This window comes from Vibrio sp. 1159, assembly GCF_033340395.1.
Taxonomy (GTDB): Bacteria; Pseudomonadota; Gammaproteobacteria; order Enterobacterales; family Vibrionaceae; genus Vibrio; species Vibrio alginolyticus.
The window spans coordinates 101,971-126,739 of record NZ_JAWOWL010000005.1 but is presented as its reverse complement, the minus strand read 5'-3'; the positions used below and the strand labels follow the sequence as shown (position 1 = coordinate 126,739).

At 45.6% G+C, this 24,769-nt stretch carries 21 protein-coding genes; 7 read left to right on the top strand and 14 right to left on the bottom strand.

The genetic code is table 11. The features are described from left to right. Position 1 precedes the first annotated feature (1 nt). From R7127_RS06420 to R7127_RS06410, 3 genes are all read left to right on the top strand, one after another. Complete coding sequence (locus tag R7127_RS06420; protein WP_005378112.1) at positions 2–1,099, top strand: efflux RND transporter periplasmic adaptor subunit; 1,098 nt, start codon at positions 2–4, stop codon at positions 1,097–1,099. Next, positions 1,096–4,206, top strand: coding sequence for an efflux RND transporter permease subunit VmeI (gene vmeI / locus R7127_RS06415; protein ID WP_064376948.1), 3,111 nt, complete (start codon positions 1,096–1,098; stop codon positions 4,204–4,206). Before R7127_RS06420 ends, vmeI begins: the two co-directional genes overlap by 4 nt. A gap of 72 nt (positions 4,207–4,278) precedes the next feature. Continuing rightward, on the top strand, positions 4,279–4,845 hold the full coding sequence (locus R7127_RS06410) for a DNA-3-methyladenine glycosylase I (protein ID WP_005378109.1): 567 nt from the start codon (positions 4,279–4,281) through the stop codon (positions 4,843–4,845). A gap of 24 nt (positions 4,846–4,869) precedes the next feature. On the opposite strand, the gene R7127_RS06405 is transcribed toward R7127_RS06410, so the two are convergent. The 4 genes from R7127_RS06405 to cls form a co-directional block, all read right to left on the bottom strand. Then, on the bottom strand, positions 4,870–5,730 hold the full coding sequence (locus R7127_RS06405; protein ID WP_064376947.1) for a lipase secretion chaperone: 861 nt from the start codon (positions 5,728–5,730) through the stop codon (positions 4,870–4,872). 12 nt (positions 5,731–5,742) lie between these two features. After that, positions 5,743–6,648 carry an esterase/lipase family protein gene (locus R7127_RS06400; protein WP_017820863.1) on the bottom strand — a complete coding sequence of 302 codons (906 nt, stop codon included), beginning with the start codon at positions 6,646–6,648 and terminating at the stop codon, positions 5,743–5,745. A gap of 248 nt (positions 6,649–6,896) precedes the next feature. Then, entirely contained in the window at positions 6,897–8,102 is a 1,206-nt protein-coding gene (locus R7127_RS06395) for a cystathionine beta-lyase (protein ID WP_064376946.1), read from the bottom strand. A gap of 211 nt (positions 8,103–8,313) precedes the next feature. Continuing rightward, positions 8,314–9,768: a cardiolipin synthase gene (gene cls / locus R7127_RS06390; protein WP_005378105.1), complete on the bottom strand. Its 1,455-nt coding sequence runs from the start codon at positions 9,766–9,768 to the stop codon at positions 8,314–8,316. A gap of 430 nt (positions 9,769–10,198) precedes the next feature. Here cls and R7127_RS06385 point away from each other — a divergent pair, with 430 nt between their 5' ends. The 3 genes from R7127_RS06385 (at position 10,199) to R7127_RS06375 (ending at position 13,317) form a co-directional block, all read left to right on the top strand. Further along, the gene (locus R7127_RS06385) at positions 10,199–11,569 is read left to right on the top strand and encodes a sodium-dependent transporter (RefSeq protein ID WP_042522154.1); all 1,371 of its coding nucleotides are present in this window, start codon (positions 10,199–10,201) and stop codon (positions 11,567–11,569) included. A gap of 82 nt (positions 11,570–11,651) precedes the next feature. Then, on the top strand, positions 11,652–12,344 hold the full coding sequence (locus R7127_RS06380; RefSeq protein WP_025766861.1) for a TIGR01621 family pseudouridine synthase: 693 nt from the start codon (positions 11,652–11,654) through the stop codon (positions 12,342–12,344). Positions 12,345–12,375: 31 nt separating this feature from the next. Next, a complete protein-coding gene (locus tag R7127_RS06375) occupies positions 12,376–13,317 on the top strand; it encodes a class I SAM-dependent methyltransferase (RefSeq protein WP_064368054.1) in 942 nt (313 codons plus the stop codon). A 212-nt stretch (positions 13,318–13,529) separates the two neighbouring features. Here R7127_RS06375 and R7127_RS06370 read toward each other — a convergent pair whose 3' ends face one another. From R7127_RS06370 to R7127_RS06330, 9 genes are all read right to left on the bottom strand, one after another. Continuing rightward, the gene (locus R7127_RS06370; RefSeq protein ID WP_042522022.1) at positions 13,530–14,585 is read right to left on the bottom strand and encodes a hybrid-cluster NAD(P)-dependent oxidoreductase; all 1,056 of its coding nucleotides are present in this window, start codon (positions 14,583–14,585) and stop codon (positions 13,530–13,532) included. 80 nt (positions 14,586–14,665) lie between these two features. Then, entirely contained in the window at positions 14,666–16,327 is a 1,662-nt protein-coding gene (hcp, locus tag R7127_RS06365; protein WP_042522020.1) for a hydroxylamine reductase, read from the bottom strand. Positions 16,328–16,501: 174 nt separating this feature from the next. Then, the gene (gene norR / locus R7127_RS06360) at positions 16,502–18,031 is read right to left on the bottom strand and encodes a nitric oxide reductase transcriptional regulator NorR (protein WP_025766857.1); all 1,530 of its coding nucleotides are present in this window, start codon (positions 18,029–18,031) and stop codon (positions 16,502–16,504) included. Between the two features lie 202 nt (positions 18,032–18,233). Continuing rightward, positions 18,234–18,713, bottom strand: a complete 480-nt coding sequence (locus R7127_RS06355; protein ID WP_005386695.1) for a glycine zipper 2TM domain-containing protein — start codon at positions 18,711–18,713, stop codon at positions 18,234–18,236. Between the two features lie 123 nt (positions 18,714–18,836). Continuing rightward, positions 18,837–19,448 carry a CDP-alcohol phosphatidyltransferase family protein gene (locus R7127_RS06350; protein ID WP_017820856.1) on the bottom strand — a complete coding sequence of 204 codons (612 nt, stop codon included), beginning with the start codon at positions 19,446–19,448 and terminating at the stop codon, positions 18,837–18,839. Then, the gene (locus R7127_RS06345; protein ID WP_017820855.1) at positions 19,441–20,088 is read right to left on the bottom strand and encodes an ATP-binding cassette domain-containing protein; all 648 of its coding nucleotides are present in this window, start codon (positions 20,086–20,088) and stop codon (positions 19,441–19,443) included. Before R7127_RS06345 ends, R7127_RS06350 begins: the two co-directional genes overlap by 8 nt. After that, the gene (locus R7127_RS06340) at positions 20,054–21,763 is read right to left on the bottom strand and encodes an ABC transporter permease (RefSeq protein ID WP_170897152.1); all 1,710 of its coding nucleotides are present in this window, start codon (positions 21,761–21,763) and stop codon (positions 20,054–20,056) included. Before R7127_RS06340 ends, R7127_RS06345 begins: the two co-directional genes overlap by 35 nt. 9 nt (positions 21,764–21,772) lie before the next feature. After that, complete coding sequence (locus R7127_RS06335) at positions 21,773–22,933, bottom strand: ABC transporter substrate-binding protein (RefSeq protein WP_042522009.1); 1,161 nt, start codon at positions 22,931–22,933, stop codon at positions 21,773–21,775. A 435-nt stretch (positions 22,934–23,368) separates the two neighbouring features. Further along, on the bottom strand, positions 23,369–23,815 hold the full coding sequence (locus R7127_RS06330) for an META domain-containing protein (protein WP_005378077.1): 447 nt from the start codon (positions 23,813–23,815) through the stop codon (positions 23,369–23,371). 184 nt (positions 23,816–23,999) lie between these two features. Here R7127_RS06330 and R7127_RS06325 point away from each other — a divergent pair, with 184 nt between their 5' ends. Further along, complete coding sequence (locus tag R7127_RS06325) at positions 24,000–24,248, top strand: DUF1289 domain-containing protein (RefSeq protein ID WP_005378062.1); 249 nt, start codon at positions 24,000–24,002, stop codon at positions 24,246–24,248. Between the two features lie 135 nt (positions 24,249–24,383). Here the strand turns inward: R7127_RS06325 and R7127_RS06320 are convergent, their stop codons facing one another. Then, on the bottom strand, positions 24,384–24,605 hold the full coding sequence (locus tag R7127_RS06320) for a hypothetical protein (RefSeq protein WP_172563316.1): 222 nt from the start codon (positions 24,603–24,605) through the stop codon (positions 24,384–24,386). Between the last annotated feature and the right edge of the window lie 164 nt (positions 24,606–24,769).

Genomic DNA, 24,769 nt, shown 5'->3' with positions numbered 1-24,769 from the left:
TATGAAAGGAATCATCTCTCTAGCGACTTTACTTTCAACGCTTTTTCTCGTTGGCTGTGGGGATAAGGCGCCAGAAAAAGAGCTCGAAACGCCACGAGTTAGAGTTACGTCATTAGCGGGAAACAAGGTGGATGACAACTTGTACTTCCCTGCGGTTGCGAATGCAGCGGATCGCTCTCATTTGAGCTTCAGAGTGGCAGGAGAAGTCAGCCGCATCATGGTAAAAGAGGGCGACAAAGTCACGAAGGGTGATGTTATTGCAACGCTAGATCCCACTGACTATGAGTTGGATGTAGATAATGCGAGTGCGCGTTTTTCTGTTGTCGACAGTCAGTATCGCCGCTCACGCCCTTTGGTTGATAAAGGCCTATTAGCTAAGTCTCAGTTTGATGAAATTGCAGCACAACGACAAATCGCCTTAGCTGAGCTTCAGTTAGCCAAACTTCGTCTATCATTTACTGCCTTAAAAGCGCCCGTGGATGGGATTATTTCGCGAGTTAATATCGACCAATTCGAAAATGTTCAAGTCGGACAGCATATCGTTAATATTCACAGCTTGGAGCGAGTCGAAGTGTTGATTCAGCTTCCTGACCGCCTCTATGTGAACCAACCGCCAACGGAAGAAAGGCTTACCGCGATCAAAGCATTAGTGCGCGTGCCCAGTGGTAATGAATATAACGCGACGGTAAAAGAATTTACGACTGAGCCCGATCCAACAACAGGTACGTTTACTGTCACACTGTCGCTTCCTATGCCGGAAGAAGAGTACATCCTAGATGGTATGGCTGTTGAGGTAACTTCTAAAGACGAGAATGTTGGGCTTGATCTCAACCTAGGAATTAATGTCCCTATCGAAGCCATTTTCAATGCGGACGGTGACGAGCTGGGGCGCGAAAACAAATTTGTTTGGGTACTGAATGACGACAATACGGTATCGCGCAAACAGGTGCGAGCAGGTAAGGCATCTAAAACGTCCATTCAAATCCTTGATGGTCTCATGCTCAAAGACAAAGTTGTGATTGCCGGTGTTTCTCGATTAAGGGATGGCATGAAAGTGGAAGTGATACAGGAAATGGCTACGCAGGAGGCCGGTCTATGAGCGATCTTAATAAATCAGTGCCTCAAAGTGATGATGATGTGACCGGTATTGCTGCGTACTTCATCCGAAATCGCGTCATCAGTTGGATGGTTGCACTGATATTTTTGATTGGTGGTATCGCCGCATTCTTTGGTTTAGGGCGTCTTGAGGACCCTGCTTTTACTATTAAAGATGCGATGGTAGTGACCTCTTACCCTGGTGCGACACCGCAACAAGTCGAAGAAGAAGTGACGTATCCAATCGAAAAAGCGATTCAGCAGCTTACTTATGTTGATGAAGTGAATTCGATTTCTAGCCGAGGATTATCGCAAATCACGGTCACGATGAAGAACAATTATGGCCCTGATGATCTACCACAAATTTGGGATGAGTTGCGCCGTAAAGTGAACGACCTTAAAGGGACGTTGCCTCCAGGTGTGAATGAACCTCAAGTGATCGATGATTTTGGTGATGTTTACGGGATTTTGTTAGCGGTGACTGGCGACGGTTATAGCTATAAAGAGCTACTGGATTACGTCGATTACTTACGCCGAGAGCTCGAACTGGTTGATGGCGTGAGTAAAGTTTCGGTATCTGGGCAACAGCAAGAGCAAGTGTTCATCGAAGTATCGATGAAAAAATTGAGCAGTATAGGTCTTGCTCCGGATACCGTGTTTAATCTTCTTTCGACGCAAAACGTAGTTTCTGACGCAGGAGCGATCAGAATTGGTGATGAGTACATCAGAATTCAGCCGACTGGCGAGTTCCAGAGTGTGGATGAGCTAGGCGATTTGTTGATTACTGAGTCGGGTGCTCAGGGGCTCATCTTCTTGAAAGATGTGGCGGAAATAAAACGTGGTTACGTAGAAGTCCCGAATAATATTATTAATTTTAACGGCAGCCTCGCACTAAACGTGGGTGTTTCTTTTGCTGAAGGCGTCAACGTCGTTGAAGTCGGAAAAGCGTTTGATCATCGCCTTGGAGAGCTAAAGTACCAACAACCTGTTGGTATCGAAATCTCGGAAATTTACAGTCAGCCTAAAGAGGTGGATAAATCGGTTAGCGGTTTTGTTGTCAGCTTGGCTCAAGCTGTCGGTATCGTCATTATCGTACTTCTGTTCTTTATGGGGCTACGTTCAGGTCTGCTTATCGGTTTAATTTTACTGCTGACGGTGTTGGGTACGTTCATTTTCATGAAGTATCTCGCGATAGATTTGCAGCGGATTTCATTAGGTGCCTTGGTTATCGCGTTAGGTATGTTGGTGGACAATGCAATCGTCGTGGTTGAGGGGATTTTGATTGGTACGCAAAAAGGGCGAACTCGACTCCAAGCGGCGACTGACATCGTTACCCAAACCAAGTGGCCATTACTTGGGGCAACTGTGATTGCTGTAACTGCATTTGCGCCCATTGGACTGTCTGAAGACTCGACGGGTGAATACTGTGGCACTTTGTTTACGGTTCTGCTGATCTCATTGATGTTGAGTTGGTTTACCGCTATCTCGTTGACACCGTTCTTTGCTGACATCTTCTTTAAAGGCCAGAAGATTAAACAAGGTGAAGGGGAAGAAAATGATCCATATAACGGGGTTATTTTCGTTATTTATAAAAAGTTTCTTCAGTTTTGTATGCGTCGTGCTTGGTTTACCGTTGTGGTGCTGATTGCGGGATTAGCGGCAAGTGTTTACGGGTTCACCTTTGTGAAGCAAGCGTTTTTCCCATCTTCGACAACGCCGATTTTTCAGTTAGATGTATGGATGCCAGAAGGAACTGATATTCGAGCAACCAACACAACGCTTAAAGAGTTAGAAAGTTGGTTAGCTAAGCAAGAGCATGTTGACCATATCACGACGACCGCGGGTAAAGGCTTACAGCGCTTCATGTTAACGTACGCGCCAGAGAAAAGTTATGCGGCTTATGGTGAGATAACCACTCGTATGGAAAACTACGAAGCGTTAAAACCATTAATGGCGAAGTTTCGAGAGTATTTAAAAGCCAACTACCCAGAAATCAATTACAAGCTCAAACAGATTGAGTTAGGCCCTGGTGGTGGTGCAAAAATTGAAGCGCGCATTATTGGTTCAGATCCAACCGTCCTTCGTACGATAGCCGCTCAGGTCAAGGACATCATGTACGCCGATCCTCAGGCAACAAATATCAGGCATGATTGGCGTGAACGAACCCAAGTTCTTGAACCTCAGTTTAACGAGAGTCAGGCACGTCGCTATGGCATTACAAAATCAGATGTCGATGACTTCTTGTCCATGTCATTCTCTGGAATGACGATAGGTCTTTACCGAGACGGCACTACGCTCATGCCTATCGTGGCTCGCTTACCTGAAGATGAACGCATTGATATTCGTAACATCGAAGGCATGAAAATATGGAGTCCAGCACAGAGTGAGTTTATCCCACTTCAACAAGTCACAATGGGTTACGACATGCGTTGGGAGGATCCTATTATTGTGCGTAAGAACCGTAAGCGTATGCTCACTGTGATGGCAGACCCAGATATTCTAGGTGAAGAAACCGCATCGACGTTGCAAAAACGCTTACAGCCCCAAATCGAAGCGATTCAATTACCACCAGGTTATTCCTTAGAGTGGGGTGGTGAATACGAATCTTCAGGTGATGCTCAAGAGTCACTGTTTACTACTATGCCAATGGGGTACTTGTTCATGTTCTTGATCACTGTATTCCTATTTAACTCTATCAAAGAGCCACTCATTGTTTGGCTTACCGTGCCGCTGGCGTTAATTGGTGTCACCACTGGTTTGTTGGCACTCAACACGCCGTTTGGTTTTATGGCATTGCTCGGCTTCTTAAGCTTATCGGGAATGGTGCTCAAAAATGGCATCGTATTACTGGACCAAATTGAAATTGAAATGAAGTCCGGTAAAGAGGCTTATGACGCGGTCGTTGATGCTGCGGTAAGTCGCGTCCGTCCCGTTTGTATGGCTGCTATCACGACGATCCTTGGTATGATCCCACTGTTGCCAGATATTTTCTTCAAACCAATGGCGGTTACGATTATGTTTGGTTTGGGTTTTGCGACAGTCCTGACACTGATTGTCGTGCCAGTGTTGTATCGTTTGTTCCATAAAGTGGCAGTACCGAAACAGGCTTAGTGCTACTGATATAACGATGAAAAATATCGCGCCTCTAGCTCATCAGTTAGAGGCGCTTTTTAAGGAAGAATAATGACAGAACAAAAAACGTGTGCGTGGGCGATGAATCACCCATTAGAACGCGAATATCATGATTCCGAATGGGGCGTGCCAGTATATGACGACCAAGTCCTGTTTGAATTTATTACTTTGGAAGGTGCGCAAGCTGGGCTTAGCTGGATCACCATCCTTAAAAAACGCGAAGGTTACAGAGAAGCGTTCGAGAACTACGACCTAGATGCGTTGGAACAAAGAAATGAAGAACGCGCTGAATACATCGTGGAAAACTTCGATGTTGTGAGACATCGCGGAAAGATTAACTCGGTATTTAGTAATGCCAAAGCGGCCAAAGCGTTAATTGCTGAATACGGGAGTTTATCAGACGCGTTGTGGCAGTTCGTGGACGGTGAACCAATCGTCAATCAATGGCAACATATGAGTGACGTACCAGCTTCGACAGAGCAATCCAAAGCCATGAGTAAATTCCTAAAAAAGAAAGGCTTCAAGTTTGTCGGTGAAACCATCTGTTATGCTTTCATGCAAGCCGTCGGCATGGTGGATGACCATATCGTTGGATGTCCTAAAAAGCAGAATAAGTGACGTTTGGCTATTAAGCTAATGTTGTTAGTTCTGGCTATCATGAATACGTTCCAAAGCTTCGATTCGACGCCATTGAGTGGCATCGAAGCTTTGTTTTCTTAAAGCAATGATTTCTGCCTGTTTTTCGTCTTGCCCTAGAAAATCCCTATTCAGAATATTTTGACGCTGCTTTAAGTAAGTGGCGAGTTGAGTCTTAAATGATGCTCTTTGCTCATCAAGCTTTTGCAGCCTCTGCGCTCCGGCATCTCCTACCAGAGCAACACGGGCGATGTACATGTCTTGTGAATCAAGCTGAGAAGCTTGCTCGAGCTGCTCTGCTAATGCGTTATTGCGTTCACTTTCTCGTATGTAATCCGGTTGTTCTGATAACGCTTGATTGAGAAGGTGGGTCTGACTCTCGATATCCGATGCCTGTGTTTTAATCGTCAGTTTTTCCAATGCAAGTTGGCGAAGTCGGTTTTCTTCGTCAAACAATTGGGTTATCTGCACCTCGTTAAAGTATTGAAGCTGTAAGTTCAGTATTGCTTCATTCAGCATGGTTAACTGTTCAAGCGTTAGGTGGTTGTGCTCAAAAGGCTCTAATGCAGAGAGTGCTTGCTTGTAGGAAAGGTAGGTTTGAAAAAGTTTGGCATCAATATTCAGAGTTTGCTTTGCTAAAGTGTCATCATTGACTTCCGCTTTGATCGTATCGAGATCTTCTTCGCCCAGCCGGCTAAGAGAATATTCGAAGAAATCTTTTGGGGAAGAGACATCGGCGGCTATATCTTGCTGAGATGGCGAATGGTTAGAGGTTATCTCTTGTTGTTTGTCGCTTTGCAACAGAGAAAGCGCTCCCACGCCAAATATCGAGAGCAGGATAAAAGTGGTGAGAGCGACTTTCTTCATTGTGATGACCTCTTATAAACCTTGAAGTTTGAGACGATTTGCATGTTGGCGATAAAGCGTGACTGGATCGGTTTCAAAAAGATGATGAATACCGAGTAGGCCGTTAATTTCATCCAAATGGTTCATTTGATAATCATCACGTATGACTTTGCCCAAATGTGTGCTGCACGCACCAACTAAGCCATCATTTGGCCCATCAAAGGCTAAGCCAAGTACCATCATGGCAGCGTCAGTCGGATCGAAAACGTTTGTAAAAGTGGATGATCCGGTCCATGAGTAGTAATAAACGCCATTTGAAGCCAGCAAGTCACCATTACCACATTCACTGGTAGGGACTCCCTCAGGGTAGTGTTGGTTAAACGCTAATGATCCTTCCGTGGTTAATGCTGCTAATGAGGCCAAAGGGTCTTGGTCGAGATCAGAACCACCTGATAGAAGATTAATAAGAGTGGTTAAACCTTGCGCCAGTTTTACCGCGAGCTGCTCACTACCCGAACCCTCAGATACGGTGCCACGAACTAAATCGGCTACTTTAGACCCTTTATTAACGCCTCCTATACTCGTAACTGATGCGACTAGGTCAGGACGGACAGAGGCAACATAGCGCGTTGTTGGACCACCATGACTGTGACCAATGAGATTGACTTTCTCTGCGCCTGTTGCTGCAAGTAAGGTTTCTACTTGAGCAAGCAGTTGCTCCCCTCGAACTTCGCTGCTATTGGTCGCGGATACCTGTGCAACATAAACCGTAGCGCCATCTTTTGTTAAGGAATGTGGTATTCCGAAAAAGTAATCAACGCCTGCCAGGGTATCAAAACCAAACAAACCGTGAACCAGAACAATCGGATACTTGGTTTGGGTATAACCTGTTGCAGCGTATACGGAGGTTATTGGGACGGTAACTAAGGTAAAAAGCATTAGCGCTATAAATTTGAGTTTCAAAACTATCTCCTTGTGGTATGACCTCTTATGAGTGATAAAAAGTAGGAGAGAAACTCTAAATTTGGAAAGCCTATTTGTGGCACATTATTTCATTCTGTGACTGCTCAATTGAAAAACAACACAAATGATTAACATTAATTAATGGCTCGGGTGAATGTTAGTTAATTCTAATTAAGTCAGGGGTTTATAAAAACGCCCCGCAATGCAGGGCGATTCAATCATTGTTATAGGGAGGCTTCTTTTTCAAGCATTAAGGCGTTATAACGCGCAAAACCAGCCTCTAAATCAGCGATCAAGTCATTCACGTCTTCTAAGCCAATATGAATACGAACCAAAGTACCTTCAAAGTGTGGGTGAGCTATGGTTCTCAGGCTGTTAAAGCTCTTAGGTTCGTTAGCTAGAATGAGGCTTTCATAACCGCCCCAAGAGTAACCCATACTGAAGTGTTTCATGCCATCAAGCAGAGCCGTCGTCGCTTTTGGATAAGACGTTTTGAGAACAAATGAAAACAAGCCGTTTCCACCTGTGAAGTCTCGTTTGAAAAACTCATGGCCAGGATTTGTTTCTAAAGCTGGATGGCGGACATGATCAACTTCTGGGCGAGAAGCGAGCCACTGAGCGACTTTTAAACTGCTTTCTGCGTGCTGTCTTAGGCGAACATCCAACGTGCGAATACCTCGAAGACCTAGGTATGCGTCGTCAGGAGAAACGCACTGACCCATCAGGTAGCTTTGTTCACGAAGCTGATCCCAATACTTTTCAGAAGCCACAGCAGTACCTAGCATGACATCTGAATGTCCAACGATATACTTAGTTGCCGCTTGAATGGAAATGTCTACGCCATGCTCGAAAGGAGAGAAGTTCACGCCAGCTCCCCATGTGTTGTCTAGCATCACGATGATATCTTGCTCGTGGGCAATGCGCGCTAATGTAGGCACATCTTGGACTTCCATGGTTATTGAACCAGGAGACTCCAAGAAAAGGACTTTGGTATTCGGCTGAATCAAGTCTCGGATACCTTCACCGATCATTGGGTCATAATAGGTGGTTTCGATGCCCATTTTCTTCATGATGGTGTTACAAAAGTCACGAGTTGGTTCGTAACAAGTGTCCACCATTAGAATGTGATCGCCAGTTTCAACGAAAGAGAGGATGGTGTTTGAAATTGCTGCCGTTCCACAAGGGTAAAGCGCGCAACCAGCTCCACCTTCAATCTCAACCATTGCGTCTTGGAAAGCAAAGTGCGTGTTGGTGCCTCGGCGACCATAAAACAACGTTTTGTTTGCACGATTAATGGTGGCTTGGTTCTTTTCTGCAACGGTATTGAATACCACAGTTGAAGCGCGTTGAACGGGTGGGTTTACAACACCATTTGTCCACTTTTTATCGCGGCCAGCGGTAATGAGTTTGGTTTTTTTTCCCTCTGACATAAAAGTTCCCTGTCTTAAATATTGCGGTTTTGAATATTTAAAACATGGACGACGTAGGTTATGCAAGGGAAAAGTCAACTATCAGCCAATAACAGCCAAGATGAACAGGTAATGATGTCGAGAGGTATCGTGTACATAGGGAGCTAAAAGAACAAACCTCCAGCAGGATGCATGTAGCGCTGGAGGTTTTTTAGTCGGTGTATTTGAGGTATTAGAGGAGTGGGTTGAAGAGATAGAACACTCGCTCTAAGAACCGAGAAAATAGGCTCCTTTTCTCCCATTCTTCCAATACAACAGTGTGAGATTGCTTAATATAGCTATCTTGTAACCAAGACATTTGCTTGGTGAACTCTTCGTCATCAACGGCGAGGGTCACTTCGAAGTTCAGCCACAAGCTGCGCATATCCATGTTTACGGTGCCAACTAAACAGAATTGGTCGTCAATTACGACAGATTTTGTATGCAGCAAACCACCATAAAACTCATAAATCTTGACCCCAGCACTCAAGAGCTCACTATAAAAAGCGCGTGACGCCCATTGCACCATCATAGAGTCATTTTTATGGGGAATAATGAGTTCAACGTCAATGCCTCGTTGTGCTGTCATCTTTAACGTTTCGAGTAAATCAGCATTGGGCACGAAATATGGTGTTGTGATTCGTACCGAGCGATTGGCTTGGTTTATTGCCAATGTTAATACTTGATAGATCAGATATTCCGGCATACCTGGGCCAGAAGGCACAACCTGAATAGGGTGTTGGAATTCACTCTCATCGATCTTGCATTCAGGTAGTCTTGGTAAATGACGTTCGCCAGTTTCGACTTCCCAATCCCAACAGTGGATGGCACTCAATACGTTTACCGTTGGTCCCGTAATGCGAACCATGATGTCCACCCAATGCCCGACGCCACTGTTTTGCTTGAAGTAAGCCGGGTCAACCAGGTTCATTGAACCGGTATAAGCAATTTCATCATCAATTACGATGATCTTGCGATGTTGGCGAAGATCAAGACGACGTAAGAAAATACGCCACATCTTCACTTCTAGCGCTTGAATAACTTCAATTCCAGCATCCTGCATCATTCGATACCAAGGACTTCTGAAAAAACGTGGACTACCTGCTGAATCGAGCAATAGCTTGACATCTACGCCGCGTTTAGCCGCTTGAATAAGCGCAGAAGCGACAGAGTCAGCCAAACCACCCGGATGCCAAATGTAGAATACCATTCGAATACTGCTCTGCGCGTTTTCGATGTCTTCAATAATGGAATGCAAAATCTCATTAGGTGACTGTTGCAGCGACAATGTATTACCGCTCAATGCGGGAAGACCAAGGCGGTTGTTACAAAGTTCATCAATTCGGTAGATGTGCCTTCCCATCGTTTCTGGGTTGTGCGCGTTACAGTCGTTAAGCTGACTGAACCACTTCTCGAATGGTGTAAACATCTCTTTCGCACGTTCGGCTCGCTTTCTGCCTAAGTTCAGTTCACCGAAGAGGAAATAACATGCGACACCCAGAACGGGAAGGATATAAATGATCATTAGCCAAGCTAAAGACACGCTCACTGCACGGCGCTTTAAAACGACACGAATGGTCACACCTGCGACCAGTAACCAATATAGCCCGATGCCAGCTAAAGTAAGAAAGTGATAAAACTTGTCCATATACGCTCAGAGTAATATGCCCTTCTAGGATATTAAGCATAAAAGTGGGTTGGGGGAATAGATTTCCCATTTAGACGTGGGATTGACCTTATATGAGGAACGAATTTCATAACAGCTGATTCTGTTATTTTAATGTGAAAAATAAGGTCATTCTTTAACTTTTGAACAAAAAAGCAGCATTTAACCTGCGTAACTCGACACTTGTGCGATAAATGTACTTTTTTGGGGTTCCAATTTTAAAGGGGAGCTGCTTTACTTTCTAGACATAGTGCGTCGAACGCTTATTTTATAAGTGTACAATAATTTTTACATAAACTTTTAAGACGCCTATCTCTATGCATACACAACAAACTAATTTTGGAGAAAAAGCGTGGCTACAACTAATACAGCAGCACCACGTGATACGTGGGGGTCTAAACTAGGCTTCGTAATGGCAGCAGCGGGTTCCGCTGTCGGTTTAGGCAATATATGGAAATTCCCTTACACAGCAGGTGAGAGTGGCGGCGGTGCATTCGTTGCTATCTATCTTATCTTTGTAATTTTTATCGGCTTTAGCGTGATGCTGACAGAGTTCGCTATTGGTCGTAAGACAGGTCTTTCTGCCGTAGGTGCATTCAAAACAACTGACCGACGCTGGACGTTCACTGGCGTTATGGGAGTCTTCAGTGGTCTTTTGATCATGGGCTTCTACCCTGTGGTTGGTGGTTGGGCATTGGCCTATATCTTTAAAGTGGGTGGTGGTCTACTCAGCGCGCCAGAAGCAATTGGCGACAGCTTTGGCGGTTTCATCTCAGATCCGATTCAACCTTTAATGTGGATGGGTGTTTACCTGTTCCTTAACGTCATGATTGTGATGAAAGGGATTTCGGGTGGTATTGAGAAAGCCGGTAAGGTTCTGATGCCGCTTCTGTTCTTAATCCTAATCGTTGTTTCTGTTAAGGGCTTAATGCTGCCAGGTGCAATGGCTGGCCTTGAGTTCTTATTCATGCCCGACTTTTCTAAAGTCGACAGCAACGTGGTTCTTGCTGCACTAGGGCAAGCGTTCTTCTCACTTAGCTTAGGTATGGGTTGTATGATGACGTACGGTTCTTACCTGAAGAAGAAAGAGAACCTAGTTCAAACAACCGGTATGGTTACAGCGATGGATACTGGTGTCGCGATTCTTGCTGGTGTTGCTATGTTCCCAGCTATGTTTGCCTTTGGCATGGAGCCTGCGGCAGGCCCTGGTCTTGTATTTGTTGTCGTTCCTCAGCTATTTGCTGAAATGGGCGGAGTAATTGGGTTGCTATTCGCGTTGCTATTTTTCATCGGTTTGACGGTGGCGGCATTAACTTCTTCAGTATCATTATTGGAAGTTGTCGTGTCTTACCTAATCGACGAGAAAGGCATGAAGCGCTCTAACGCTGTTCTGTCTGCAAGTGCAGTTATGGCGGCATTATGTATTTTTGCGTCACTATCGTTAGGTGGAATGGGACCAACGCTGTTTGGTACCGGTGCCTTTGATATCTTTGACTTACTAACGGACAAAATCTTCTTAGCGGTTGGTGGTATGTTGGTTTGTATCTTTGCTGGATGGCGCCTAAGCCGTGCTGAGCTAGAAAAAGAGATCACTAATGACGGCGAAGTATCCTTCCCGTTATTTGGATTGTGGTACAACCTAGTTAAATACCTGATTCCTGTTGCGATTGCTATTGTTGCCTTCATGGGGATTAAGTCTGGCTTTGATAGTGGCAAAGGTGAAATCATGCTGCTGGGTATCGCAATCATTGGTCTTGCTGGCATTTTCTCGAAGAAGCTTTAGCAAAGACCTTGGGGGCAAGCCTCGATAGCTTTGTCCGGTAACTTATGTATACTGCTGGCTCCAAACGTGGAGCCAGTTTTTTATGTTCGATATTCTACATACCCATCCCGATTTTCTGATCATCAATAAGCATCCCAACGTCTCTGTTCATAAAGACGATGGCGACACAATGCTGCTGCAAGAAGTGGCTAAGCAGAGTGGTGATGAGCAGCTTTATCTTATCCATCGCTTGGATAAAATGACATCGGGTATTCTGCTCCTCGGACGCAACGCCAAAGCGGCTAGTGCGTTATCGCAAGCTTTTGCTGACCGCCAAGTGGAAAAGTTCTATCTGGCGATTGGCTCTAAAAAGCCGAAAAAGAAACAAGGTTTGGTCGTTGGTGATATGGAGCGTTCGCGCCGTTCATCATGGAAGCTGGTCAACAGCAAAAATAACCCAGCCGTCACCCAGTTTTTCTCTCTTGCGGCAGAGCCCGGAGAGCGCCTATTTTTATGTAAGCCACACACTGGTAAAACGCATCAAATCCGCGTGGCATTAAAATCGGTTGGCTCAGGTATTGTTGGCGACCCGATTTACAATGCAGGCAATGAGGCTGATCGCGGTTATCTGCATGCATTTTCACTTTGCTTCCAATACCGAGATGAGCAATATCGCTTTGTTTGCGACCCACGAGAATACCAAGTGCTGGGTAACAAATGGCTCAGTGAAATAGTCTCTCAGGGTTTGGATACTTGGCTTTCCCCTTGGGAACTGAACTGGCCTACGATCAAATAACCGTCACAAAGAAAACTAATAAGAGAACTCGATGCAAGCATCACAACTTCCGCTGTTCTTTCAGCATCTAGAAACCGAGCTCGCGCAAGCTCCTAACGAAATTCGTCGACTGTTTCATGGTCGTGGCCGTCGTTTTGAGGGCCTAGAGCAAATCACCTGTGATTGGTTACAAGGTCAGGTGATTATCAACTTGTTTAAAGAAGTCGACGACGCGTTTCTCGCTGAGCTGAAAAACGGCCTCAATGCGTTGGCACAATCACCACTGTGGGCAGACAAGCAAGGTCGCACTATGGTTCTTCAGCACCGTTATGCCGATGGTGCGCCTTCAGAAGTGCTTGTCGGTGAATTAGACGCTCGCCCTGTCGTTGAAGAAAGCGGTTTGAAATACCAATTGGATATTGGCCGCAATCAAAACTTCGGTCTGTTTTTGGACATGCGCTACGGTCGTGATTGGGTACGGGAAAATGCGAAGCATAAAAACGTGCTTAACTTGTTTGCTTACACGTGTGGCTTTTCTGTCGCTGCCATTGCGGGTGGAGCAGATAAAGTGGTTAACGTCGACATGGCGAAAGCATCGCTGTCTAAAGGTCGTGAGAACCACAAGCTAAATGGTCATAACATCAACCAGGTAAGCTTTATGGGGCACGATATCTTTAAATCGTGGGGTAAGATTAAGAAATCTGGTCAGTATGATTTGATCATTATCGATCCGCCTTCATTCCAGAAAGGCAGCTTTGCGCTGACTAAAGATTACAAAAAGATTCTACGTCGATTGCCGGATTTGTTGGCAGACGGCGGTCAAGTGATGGCATGTGTAAACTCGCCATCTGTGACAAGCGACTTCTTGATTGAAAGCATGAAAGAAGAAGCGCCAGAGTTGACATTCCGTGAGCGCCTGGATAACCCACCAGAGTTTATGGACGTAGACAGCGAAGCAGCATTGAAAGTGTTGCTGTTTAGCGAGAAGCAATGACGACGAAACGAAAGTTGTACCTATCTATAATACCAGCCGTTTGAGTACGGCTGGCATTTCCGCGATACCCCGTCATCTGAATAGCGAGACGCGAGTGTGATTCAGAGTCTATTATCAGAATGAGTTATTCCTAACACGCCGATATTAGGTTCCTGATCTCGCCTAGGCTCGCTGGAATGACGGGAAACAATAAAAGATCGATACCAGCAGCATTAACCGATCTGCACTTCAAGATCCGCTTCGATGGTTGATGAGCAGGCGAGCACATAGCCTTGTTCAATTTCTTCTGGTGTCAATGTTTCTAGGCTGGTGGAAGAGACGTTGCCTTTACGAACCTTGCATTTACACGAGCCACAAATCCCGCTTCGACAAGCGACGATTAATGGTAAACCTGCGCCTTCGAGCACATCGGCCAGTACCTGACCTTTTTGCGCATCGATGCTTTGAGCAAAATCAGGAACAGAAACGTTAACCGTCTCATCGGAGACCGATGATTCTGCGCCAGTCGCTGGCGTAAAACTCTCTTGGTAGAAGTTCATCATGTCAAAACCAAGGTCATTCAAATAGCCGTGAACATCTTGCATAAACTGGCTTGGACCACACAGGTAAACGGTGCGTTGCTTGAAATCAGGAACAAGCTCTTTAAGCCAGTCGGCATTCAAACGACCTTGTGGGTGCGATGTTCCTTCTCGGTTTTTCAGCAACAGCTTTAAATGGAAGTTGGGATACACAGCGTCGAACGTTTCTAGCTGGTCGTAGTAAATCGTCTCTTCTGGGCTGCGTGCGATATGAAGAAATGCGATGTCCACATCGTTGTCGTTTTCATCTTGATTACTCAGCCAGTGTTTTGCCATCGAAAATACGGGCGTGACGCCGCAACCTGCACTGATAAGCAAGGCTTTTGTTTCGCCATCACGTAACACGGGTGGATGGTCGATGCAGTTAAATTCGCCTGCTGGTGGTAATGCTTGAACGGTATCACCGAGCAGCAGCGAGTCAACGATGTAGTTCGATACTTTACCGCCAGATACTCGTTTGATGGTGAGTTGAAGGTGATCGTCTTCATTGATCGAGCTGATTGAATAGGCGCGAAACTCCATTTTTCCATCAATTTCCACGCCTAAGTTAATAAACTGGCCAGGCTTAAACTGAAACAGAAGTGACTCGGTTAGTTCAGACAATTTGATGCTGACGGTGTCGTGTGTTTCGAAGTATTTGTCGATGCAACGGAGTGTGACGGGTTGGTTACCTTGCCATTCAAAAAACATAACAATCTCTTTGGTTGTGGCTATTTTGGTTCGAAATAGATAGCGCCTCCGCGTAAGGAGGCGCGTAACAAGCAAGTTTATTAAGCTGCTAGGATGGCTTTTAGATCATCCTGAACATTGCCAATACTGCGCATATCGAACTTCTCTTGGATGATGGCGATTAGGTTTGGCGTTAGGAATGCTGGTGCAGTAGGGCCTGTGTAAATGCCTTTCACGCCCAATGCAAATAGCGTTAGCAAGATAACGATCGCTTTTTGCTCGAACCAAGAAAGCACAAGCGTGAGTGGCAGTTCATTGATGTCACAGTCAAACTCTTTCGCCAGTGCAAGTGCAAGCTGGATTGCAGAGTAAGCATCGTTACATTGGCCGACATCCAATAGGCGAGGGATGCCGTTGATATCGCCAAACGTATTCTTGTTGAAGCGGAACTTACCACACGCCAAGGTCAGGATTAGCGTGTCTTCTGGCGCTTCAGCCGTGAAATCGGTGTAGTAGCTACGTTCCGCTTTATCGCCATCACAACCGCCGACTAGGAAGAAGTGTTTGATGTTGCCTTGTTTCACTTGGTCGATAACCGCAGGGGCGGCGTTCATCAGTGCATTGCGACCAAAACCAACCGTGATGTGGTGTTCGATTTCATCGTGTTGGAAACCGTCTTGCGCTAGAGCACATTCAATCACTTGGCTAAAATCATCGCCTTCGATGTGAGCCACACCAGGCCAGCCAACAATACTACGAGTGAATAAACGGTCTGCGTATTGACCCACATTTGGATTCAACAAGCAGTTTGACGTCATTACGATTGCGCCAGGGAAGTTTGCGAATTCTTTCTGTTGGTTTTGCCATGCGCTGCCGTAGTTGCCGACAAGATGAGGATATTTCTTCAGCTCAGGGTAGCCGTGTGCAGGCAGCATTTCACCGTTGGTATAAACGTTAATGCCTTTGCCTTCAGTCTGTTGCAGGATTTTTTCTAGGTCATGCAAATCATGGCCAGAAACAAGAATACATTTGCCTTTTACTGGCTTGACGTTCACCGAGGTTGGTTCTGGATGGCCGAAGGTCATTGTTTCACCTTGGTCGAGCATTTCCATCACTTTGTAGTTCATCAGGCCAATGCGCATTGAGCAATCAAGTAGTTCACCAAGATCTTCAGGGTCTGTACCCAACCACGCCATGATTTCATGGTATTCGGCATAGATATCGTTGTTGGTTTGCTCAAGAACACGTGCGTGCTCCATGTATGCTGCGGCACCCTTAAGGCCGTATAGGCAAAGTAAGCGTAGGCCAATAACATCTTCATGTACTTGGTCCTTACCACGGTTAACCGCGACTTGAGGAGCAAAAGCTAAGATTGCTTCTGCGCTATTTGGTAGCTCAAAGTGAGCAACAACAGGGATGTCAGCAACTTCGGTATCGGCGAGTGTTGCAGCAGACATTACTTGCTCTTTTAGCAATGCTTTGTACGTTGCCGCTTGAGAAGTTAGCTCTAGGACACGTTCAGGGTCAAAGTTTACGTTCGTCAATGTAGAGAAAAATGCCTTTGGTGCCCATTGGTTGATTTCATCGTTAATGATGTTGAATTCAAGTGCTTTTGATGCCCAAAAAGAAACCCCTTGCAGTGTGTAAACCAACACGTCTTGAAGGTCAGATACTTCAGAAGTTTTACCACACATACCTTGTGCAAAAGAACAACCTTTAACAGCAGGGGTTTGAATTGTCTGTTCACATTGAATACAGAACATATTGGGTTCTCCAGTGATTGTTTTAATAGTCGTGATGTTGACTACTAGAGAGCAGAATGTGTGCCAATTATTATCTCGTTGATTTGTATTGAATTTTATCAGATTTAGGAGAGTGGTTGATGTAATTAAGACAACGCAGTTGATGTCTTAATCACATCGACTTCTTGTGGTCGGTTATTTATTGATCCCCAGCTTTTTACCCATCCGATATAAGTTCCCGCGATCCATTTGTAAAAACTCCGCTGCTTTTGCCCAAACGCCACCAGTTTGGCTCAAAGCATGTTCAATTAAATCACGTTGATAGCTTTCTATTAGCTCTCGCATTGGTTGGCTTTCTTTAGGCAGATAATGCGATGTGTTTTTTACATCATCGAGAGCCAGTGAGGTGTCAAAATGGTTAAGCATGATCGTGCTTGCACCTTGTTGAATAGCGTGTAAAGCCGCGCGAGTTAAAGTGTGTTCGAGCTCGCGTACGTTTCCGTACCAAGGTAAAGACTCCAGTTGAGTCAACACTTTAGGGTGAACGTGCAGATTGGGCGCATTAAATTGTTGGCGTACCTTTTCTAACAGATATCCTGCTAAAACGGGAATATCCCCGTCACGGGCACGAAGTGGGGGGACTTGGATTGGGAATACATTTAAACGGTGGAATAGGTCTGCTCGAAATGTGCCAGCTTCGACCTCTTTTTCTAATTGTCGATTGGTCGCGGCGATGATGCGCACATTGACCATCAAATGCTGATCGCTACCCACACGTTGCAGCTCGCCTTGCTGAATTACGCGCAGCAATTTTGCTTGCAAAATCAAAGGCAGTTCGCCCACTTCATCAAGGAAAATCGTTCCACCGTCTGCCAGTTCAAACTTACCGGCACGGTGGCTATTAGCACCTGTAAATGCGCCTTTGACATGGCCAAACAGTTCACTCTCAGCCAGACCTTCAGGCAGGGCCGCACAGTTGACGTAAATCATCGGCTTATCGCTACGATGAGATTGCGCGTGTACCGAGTGCGCGACCAGTTCTTTACCAGTACCGGTCTCTCCTGTGATAAGTACCGCGTAATCTGATTGAGCAACAGTCGCAATGTTGTTTCGTAACTGGTTGATCTGCGGACTCAAACCCACCATTTCACCATGTTGAGAACGGGCTTGCTGGATAAGGGTTTGAGTGACGCTTTTTTGCTTCTGGTTTTGCGCTTTGAGCGCTTTTAATTGAGCTATGTTACGCAATGTCGCAGCGGTCAAAGCCGCAAAGGTTTCGATAGCGACAGGATCGATGCCATCAAACGCGCCCACTGTTAGTGCATCCATCGTTAGTGCGCCAACAAGTTGGCCTTCGACATACAAGCTAAAGCCCATGCAATCGTGAACATCAATGCATTGGTCTTCAGTTAATAGTGTGCCGTCGAAAGGATCCGGCAGTGAACAATCGGCATCGAAACGCACCGGTTCACGGCTATGAATAATGGCATCTAAGCGAGGGTGCGCCTTGGGGAAATAGCGACGACCTAAGACCGAGCTGGATAAGCCTTTTACCGCGACAGGAGTTAGAAACCCATCCTCATCGAAGATAAACAGGCAGCTCGCATCACATGGGAATACTTGCGCGACCCCATCAATGAGATTTTGATATTGCTGCTCGTGAGAGCGATTTGAGCTGAGGTTTAGCGCAATATTAAGGAGTACGTGGTCAACAGTCGGAGTCATAACAAGCCCAAAGTTATCTGGAATGGGCTCATGCTAGCAACTTGATGTCATTTGAACATCGAAAGGTGTGGGAGATTGATGTTCCATTGACGACGATCAAGTTTGATACGAAAAGAAACGCGCAAGTTAACAAGCCAGTGATGTAAGCTTGCGCGGGTTAGGTGTTTGAATCAAAGCAGGCCAAAGGTTTGGTTCGTCCGAATTAACGAGGAACGACTCTGGCGTCATTACCAGAAACATTGATTTGGACCGCTTGGCCTGGTTGGAAAATCATGTTTGGATTTGCTTCTTGAACAATAGAGATAATCTTTCCGTCCTCTAAACGAATGGTCAGATTCACGCCATTTCTTTTCGCGGTTGCTTCAGCCGCTTTGCTGCCTGCATAGCCACCCAATAGACCACCACCAATGGCAGCGATATCCGAGCCAGAACCGCCCCCAACTTTTGAGCCTAAGATCCCGCCCACGGCAGCACCAGCGATGGTGCCAATGGCATTGGATTGGGTAGAGGCATCAATGGTTACGGGTTCTACTTTTTCTACTGTGCCGTAGTAAACCTGCTGAACTTTGCGAGTGTCGGATGAGCCGTATGCATCTCCGTACGGGTTAGGTGAGCTACAGCCGCCAAGCACGAGCGCACAAGTAATGGTGAGCAACATGCCTAAATTGATCTGTTTTTTCATATAGCCTCCGAATGGTTTCTTCATTCAAAGAGTATATACCCCAATTTAACCTGCGTTTTGGTGCTTTATAAAACAGTGGCTTAGCGGCCTGTCCCTTAAGGAAACGCGATTGTCTAAGCAGTATTAATGATCGTTAAGCGTATGAAACCCTGAATAAATACGTGTAAAAGTAGTAAACCAGCATGCCGCGCCAAAGATATACGCGATGACGGCAAAGTGTTGCGGTAGCAAACAAAATAAAATCAAGCAGCCAATGGTTTCTGTACCTTCGGTTAAGCCGCTCATGTAGTAAAGCGATTTGTTTTTATATACCGGATTATCGATGCCTTGTTTTCCTGCCATGATGGCAAAAGCCAAAAAGCTACTACCAGTGCCGATGAAGGAAAAAATCAAAAATGCGCCTGCAACGGCATTGTGCTCTGGGTTGGCAAGCACAAAGCCAAAAGGAATCAACGAATAGAACAAAAAATCTAAGCTGATATCAAGAAAACCACCCGCATCGGTAATGCCCTGAATCCTTGCCAGTGCTCCGTCTAACCCATCACAGATTCTGTTCAGCAAAATAAACAGCAACGCCAACAAGTACTGTTCGGCGATCAAAGCCGGGAGGGCAAAACAGCCAAGTACAAAACCAAATACTGTCGTCTGATTTGCAGTGATACCACATTTATCGATATATGTCGCACTGAGTGCCAGCGGTTTGCGGATGAGCTTTATACTCAGGCTATCAAGCATGATTTGTCTCCCACGGCCAGTTTATGCAGCGGCTGCCATCAGGAATATCGTCTTCATCGTGCGTTACCATCAAAGTAGGGATGTTCGCTTGCTGCAATTGTTCGACCACCCAATTGCGAAATTGTACACGCAGGTCTTTATCCAACTTGCTATAGGGCTCATCAAGTAGCGCAACTTTCGGCTTTGCTAGCAGCATACGAGTCAATGAGATACGGGCGCGTTGCCCTCCCGAGATTTGGTCAGGAAAGGACTCTGCTAGCTTGGTCAATGAAATGTTCTTCAGTGCTTGCATGGCGTGAGCTTTACGCTCTTCACCTTTGATTGAGTTTGGTAGCGCGAAGGCAAGGTTCTCCCACACCGTTAAATGAGGGAAGAGCAAATCTTCTTGGAACAGAATACCGACCTGACGCTTATGGGCAGGGAGGGCATCCAACTTTTCGTTATCAAGCGTAATGGCTCCAGAGTAATTGAACTCGGCGGATAGGTGCCCGGCAATGGCATCCAACAAAGTGGATTTACCACAACCGCTAGGCCCCATCAGGGTAACGATTTCACCTTTTTCTACGGTCATATTAAACGCCGAGAAAAGCGCGTCGCCATTGGTTTTACGGATGGCGAGGTTTTCGAGACAAAGACTCATTCAGTAGTAAACCTTTTATAGACAAGCGGCGATACGTCCTGTGCAAGTGGCTAAGCAGTATCGCAAAAGAGAAGAACATGAATGGCAGCAGAGCTTGCCAAATGGCGTAAATAGCGGTGACACGTCGGTCAAAACCACTGGATAGTGCAACGGCTTCGGTTGTGATGGTGCTAATGCGCCCAGCCCCTAGCACTAATGTAGGTAGGTATTGCGCTAGGCTGACACTAATACCGACAGCCCACGCGAATGCAATCGCAGGTAGGAGGATTGGCAGTTTCACTTTTAACCAAGCTTGCATCGGTGTTTTACCCAAGCTGAGTGCGACGCGAGTTAAGCTGTTATCGAAGCTGCGCCACGGCCCGTCTAGCGAGAGGTAAATAAATGGGAATGCGAAGAACACATGCGCCCAGCATACCCAAAAGAAATACGCGTTACTGTTTAAGTACAGTGTTACCACTTGCATACCGAATAGCACCGATAATTGAGGAATCAGCATCGGGATGGCGATGATGTAACCGGGTATCTGCCAGCGATAACGAAGGCGATACTCATGTGCTATTAAAGCAAGAACTAGCGCGATAGTCGCGCTGATCAGGGCGATTGACATACTTTGCTCTAGAGTCCCTAGAATACTGTGCCATTCGTATTCCCAAAAACGCAGGCTGTAACGGCTTGGGAGCAAATCTGGAAAGCGCCAACGTTGAGCAAAGCTCCACAGCACCATGAGTGGAATCATTAGAAGTGCAAGTAGCGCAATCAGTGAAAATAGGGTTTTACCGGGTAAACGAAACCCGTTTCGACCAGAGTACTGCCAGCGTTTGAAGCCTTTGGTCGTTAACCATTCCACCAATCGAGCGAAACCAATCAAAAGACTAGCCATCACAAACAGTATTACTGCGCCAGCGGCCGCTCTTGGTAGGAGCGATAAATCTGGATCGTTAAACCATTGCCATACCAAAACCGCAAACGTCGGCGGGTTGGTAGGGCCAATAATCAGGGCGACATCGACAACGGACAAACTGTAAGCCAATACCGCCAGCATTGGGAAACGAAGTTTTGCTAACCATTGCGGAAATACGCATTTCCACCACGCTTGCGCCGAACTATAGCCCATCGAGTGACTGACTTTTTCAACCTTATCGACTTTCAATTGCTGAAGGATCGGAATACTCATCAACAATAAAAACGGCACTTCTTTAATCGCAAGCATGATGACCAAACCGAGTGCATGTGGGTCTTTAATCAGCAATGCTAAGTCATTCACCGTTTGTGCATTCGGGTCGTAACCAAACAGTTGGTTGAGAACACGAACGCCCATACCAGTTGGGGCAAACAAGAACGCAAAGCCAATTGCAAACGCGACGTGCGGCATCGCGAGAAGTGGGGAAAGGCTAACTTCAATTTTTCGCCAAAACTTACTGCCCCAAGAGGCTTGTAGAATTGCAAATGCGATGAAGCAAGCCAAGTAGCTACTGAAAATGGCGGAGTAGAAAGTAAGCCCGATGGATGTCCAAACACCTTCCCAATCAAAGACGGCATTGAAGCCATCAAAAGAAAAGTGGTGTAGACCGATAGGAGGTACATAACCGAGCGCAGAGACCACCACTCCAAGTAGTCCCGGAATGGTAGGCAAAATACAAACTGCGATAATGACTAAATACAGCGCTCTTAACATGGATTCTTACTAATTCCCGTAGCGTTTCAACCATTCTTTTTCCAACGCCGCTTGCCAACTTGGATGTGGCTCAGCGATAGATTTGAATTGTTGAGTGTTTTTGGCCGAACCAGTTAGGTATTGGTTGCTTAGTACCGAAGGGTCGCCCCAGATGTTTAGGTTACCTTTGCGAGACTGTGCTTCAGGGCTCAATAAAAAGTTTATCGCAACTTGTGCACCAGCACTGGCATTTGCGTTCCAAGGAATCGCTAAAAAGTGGATATTTGAGAGTGCTCCTGCGTCCATTGCGTACGCTTTGGTGCTCTCTGCAAGATTACCGCTCGACTGCGCAGAGAAAACCGCGTTCGGGTTAAAGGTAATCGCCAGGTCAGTCTGACCATCATCTAGTAGCTGAAGGGTTTCTGCTGTACCGCCTGGAAACTGCTTACCACCGCGCCAAGCGACTTTATGGAACTCATCTAGATAAGACCACAGCGGTTGAGTGACTTGCTCAAACGTGTCATCGGTAACTGGTTGTTGCAGCTCAGGGGCGTTGTTAGACAGTTCAATGAGTAATGCTTTGATAAAGCTTGTGCCATGAAACTCTGGTGGTCGAGGGTAAGTCAGGCGATTCGGGAACGCTTTTGCATAGCTCAGCATTTCTGCGAATGATTTTGGAGGGTTATGGAGGGTTTGCTCGTCATGGATAAACACTAATTGTCCTACTCCCCAAGGTGCTTCTAGACCTTCTGTTGGCTCGGAGAAGTCCACATCAATTGGTAGAGATTTATCCACATATTGCCAGCTTGGCAAACCTTCGACAAAAGGACCAAATAGCAATTGGTTATCCTTCATTGATTTGAAGTTTTCGCCATTGATCCAAACCATATCAACACTGCCACCGCTGTTTTTGCCTGCCGCTTTTTCTGCGATAAGTCGAGTAGTGGTCTCAGAAATATCAGTTACTTTAACGTGGTTTAGCGTCACGTTATAACGTGATTTTAGCTCTCTACTCGCCCACTGTATGTAGCGATTAATTTCTTGGCTTCCGCCCCAAGCATGAAAGTAGACGGATTGCCCGTCGGCTTGCTGTTCGATTTTTTGCCATTCGCTATTCACTGATGAATCGGCAAAAGAAGGTGTCGCAAAAGTCGTGGCTAAAATGCCAATGCTGCTGAGTAGCTTTTTCATATCTATTCCGTGTTATGTCTTTTGGTTCTTGCTTTCGTTTCTATTGACGTTTTCGCAAGTCGTTCCGCTCTGTTACAAGGATAGTAATTCATCTCTCTCTATTATCAATGCCAATCCCAAACGGAATCACTCATTGATTCAAAGAATTACTCTCAATGTGAAGCAAAACGAATAAAGGACAAATTTGGTGTCATTTTAGGAGCGGACCGTTTGTTTGAGGATATTCTTTCAAGTAATTGAAAATTATTGTCCCCAGAGATATGAATAGGTTGTTTTACAGAGCAAAATTGATGTCTAAAGCATGGAATTGAGGGCGAAAAGAGAAAGAAAGTTGGCCATTTAAATGACTTTAGCATGCATGACTAACGATTCATCGATATAAAAAAAGCAGCCGTTTGGCTGCTTTAAGATACTATCTGGTTTACTTAGTTGGGATTAGTTTACCCAGTCACGTAGTGTAAACGTCAATTCGTGATCGGCACTTTTCAGAACAAGACCATCTTTAGTTAGCGTGATATCGCTCCAGTTAGATAGTGTTTGTGTCATTGCGTTTTCGATCTTCATTTGATCTTCCATACACATCTTCATGGTCATGCCCATTTTTTCGATGCGTAGTTGGTTGTTTTTCAGCTCGGCTTGACCGAAGAAGTTGTTACAACCTGCGTTGCCGTTTGCGGTTAGATTTTCACCGATTTCTAGGCGAGCCGCTTTTTGGTGTTCGTCTAGAACGATATTTTTGCCATCAACTTGAACAAGTTCCCAGTTGTGGTGCTGCAAATCTTGAGCCGTTATTTCTTTCACATCATCACCGTTGCTAGCACAAGCAGTCATAAGAACAGGGAGAGAGATTGCTGTAACTAACGTTTTTAGGCTAAGCTTCATTTTATAGACTCCGTTTTTATAAACGCGGTAAGTATAAGTAATAAAACACTGTTTTTGTCAGCATAAGGTTATGGTTTCGTATGTTTTTGACATAACGAAGTATATAGCAAGTTTTGTTGCTGACTAATCTTCTCATTATTTAAACTAGGCCAATACGCCCTAATATGGAAAGAGCGGTTTTAGTATGGAGCAACTGGAGTTTTTTACTGTCCCAAGCCCTTGTGTTGGAGTATGTACCTCCGATGAAAAAGGGTATTGCAAGGGGTGTATGAGAAAGAGAGAGGAAAGGTTTAATTGGCTTAACTTAACCCCCGCTCAGCAGTTGCACGTTATTAAGTTGTGTCGTCAAAGGTACAGAAGAAAGATGTTGGCAGGGAAGACGAAGCCAGAACAGCTTCAAGATGAGTCATCGCCTCAACAAGACTTATTCTAGAATTCTTGTTCAGTCTGTGGGGTTACGCCTTCGCTTTCGGTTCTGATTAGGCTTTTACATATTCCCGGTCCGGCAAGGTGTCCTTTAAGAACCGGGAATCTCCTATCCATTTTCCCTATAGAGCGGTAATTGGCGTTATTTCATCGACCAACGGTCGCTAACCCAGCCTCCCGCTTGTTCGTCGAAGTGATTTCCTGAAAATCGACGATTGAATTCAACATCTAATTTACTTGTTGGGCGTTCATCCATCAGTTGATGAATATATCTCGCCATAGGATCCGTACAAGCTTCACGCTCTCTACGGGTAACTACTTCTTTGATCATTTGGAGTCTGTAGCTATTGCTGGCTCGTTTCATTTTTGACCTCCAGAACTCGATGGCAGCAGTTTGAATACATTGACGTCCAGATCGCTGCTCATTAGTGTGCGCGTGGAGGCACATCACCATCGTTTGAAGTCCAAAGACAAATTGTTTGAGAGCAGTGTTTGTAACGCCATTCACATCTTTCTCAGAATCATTGA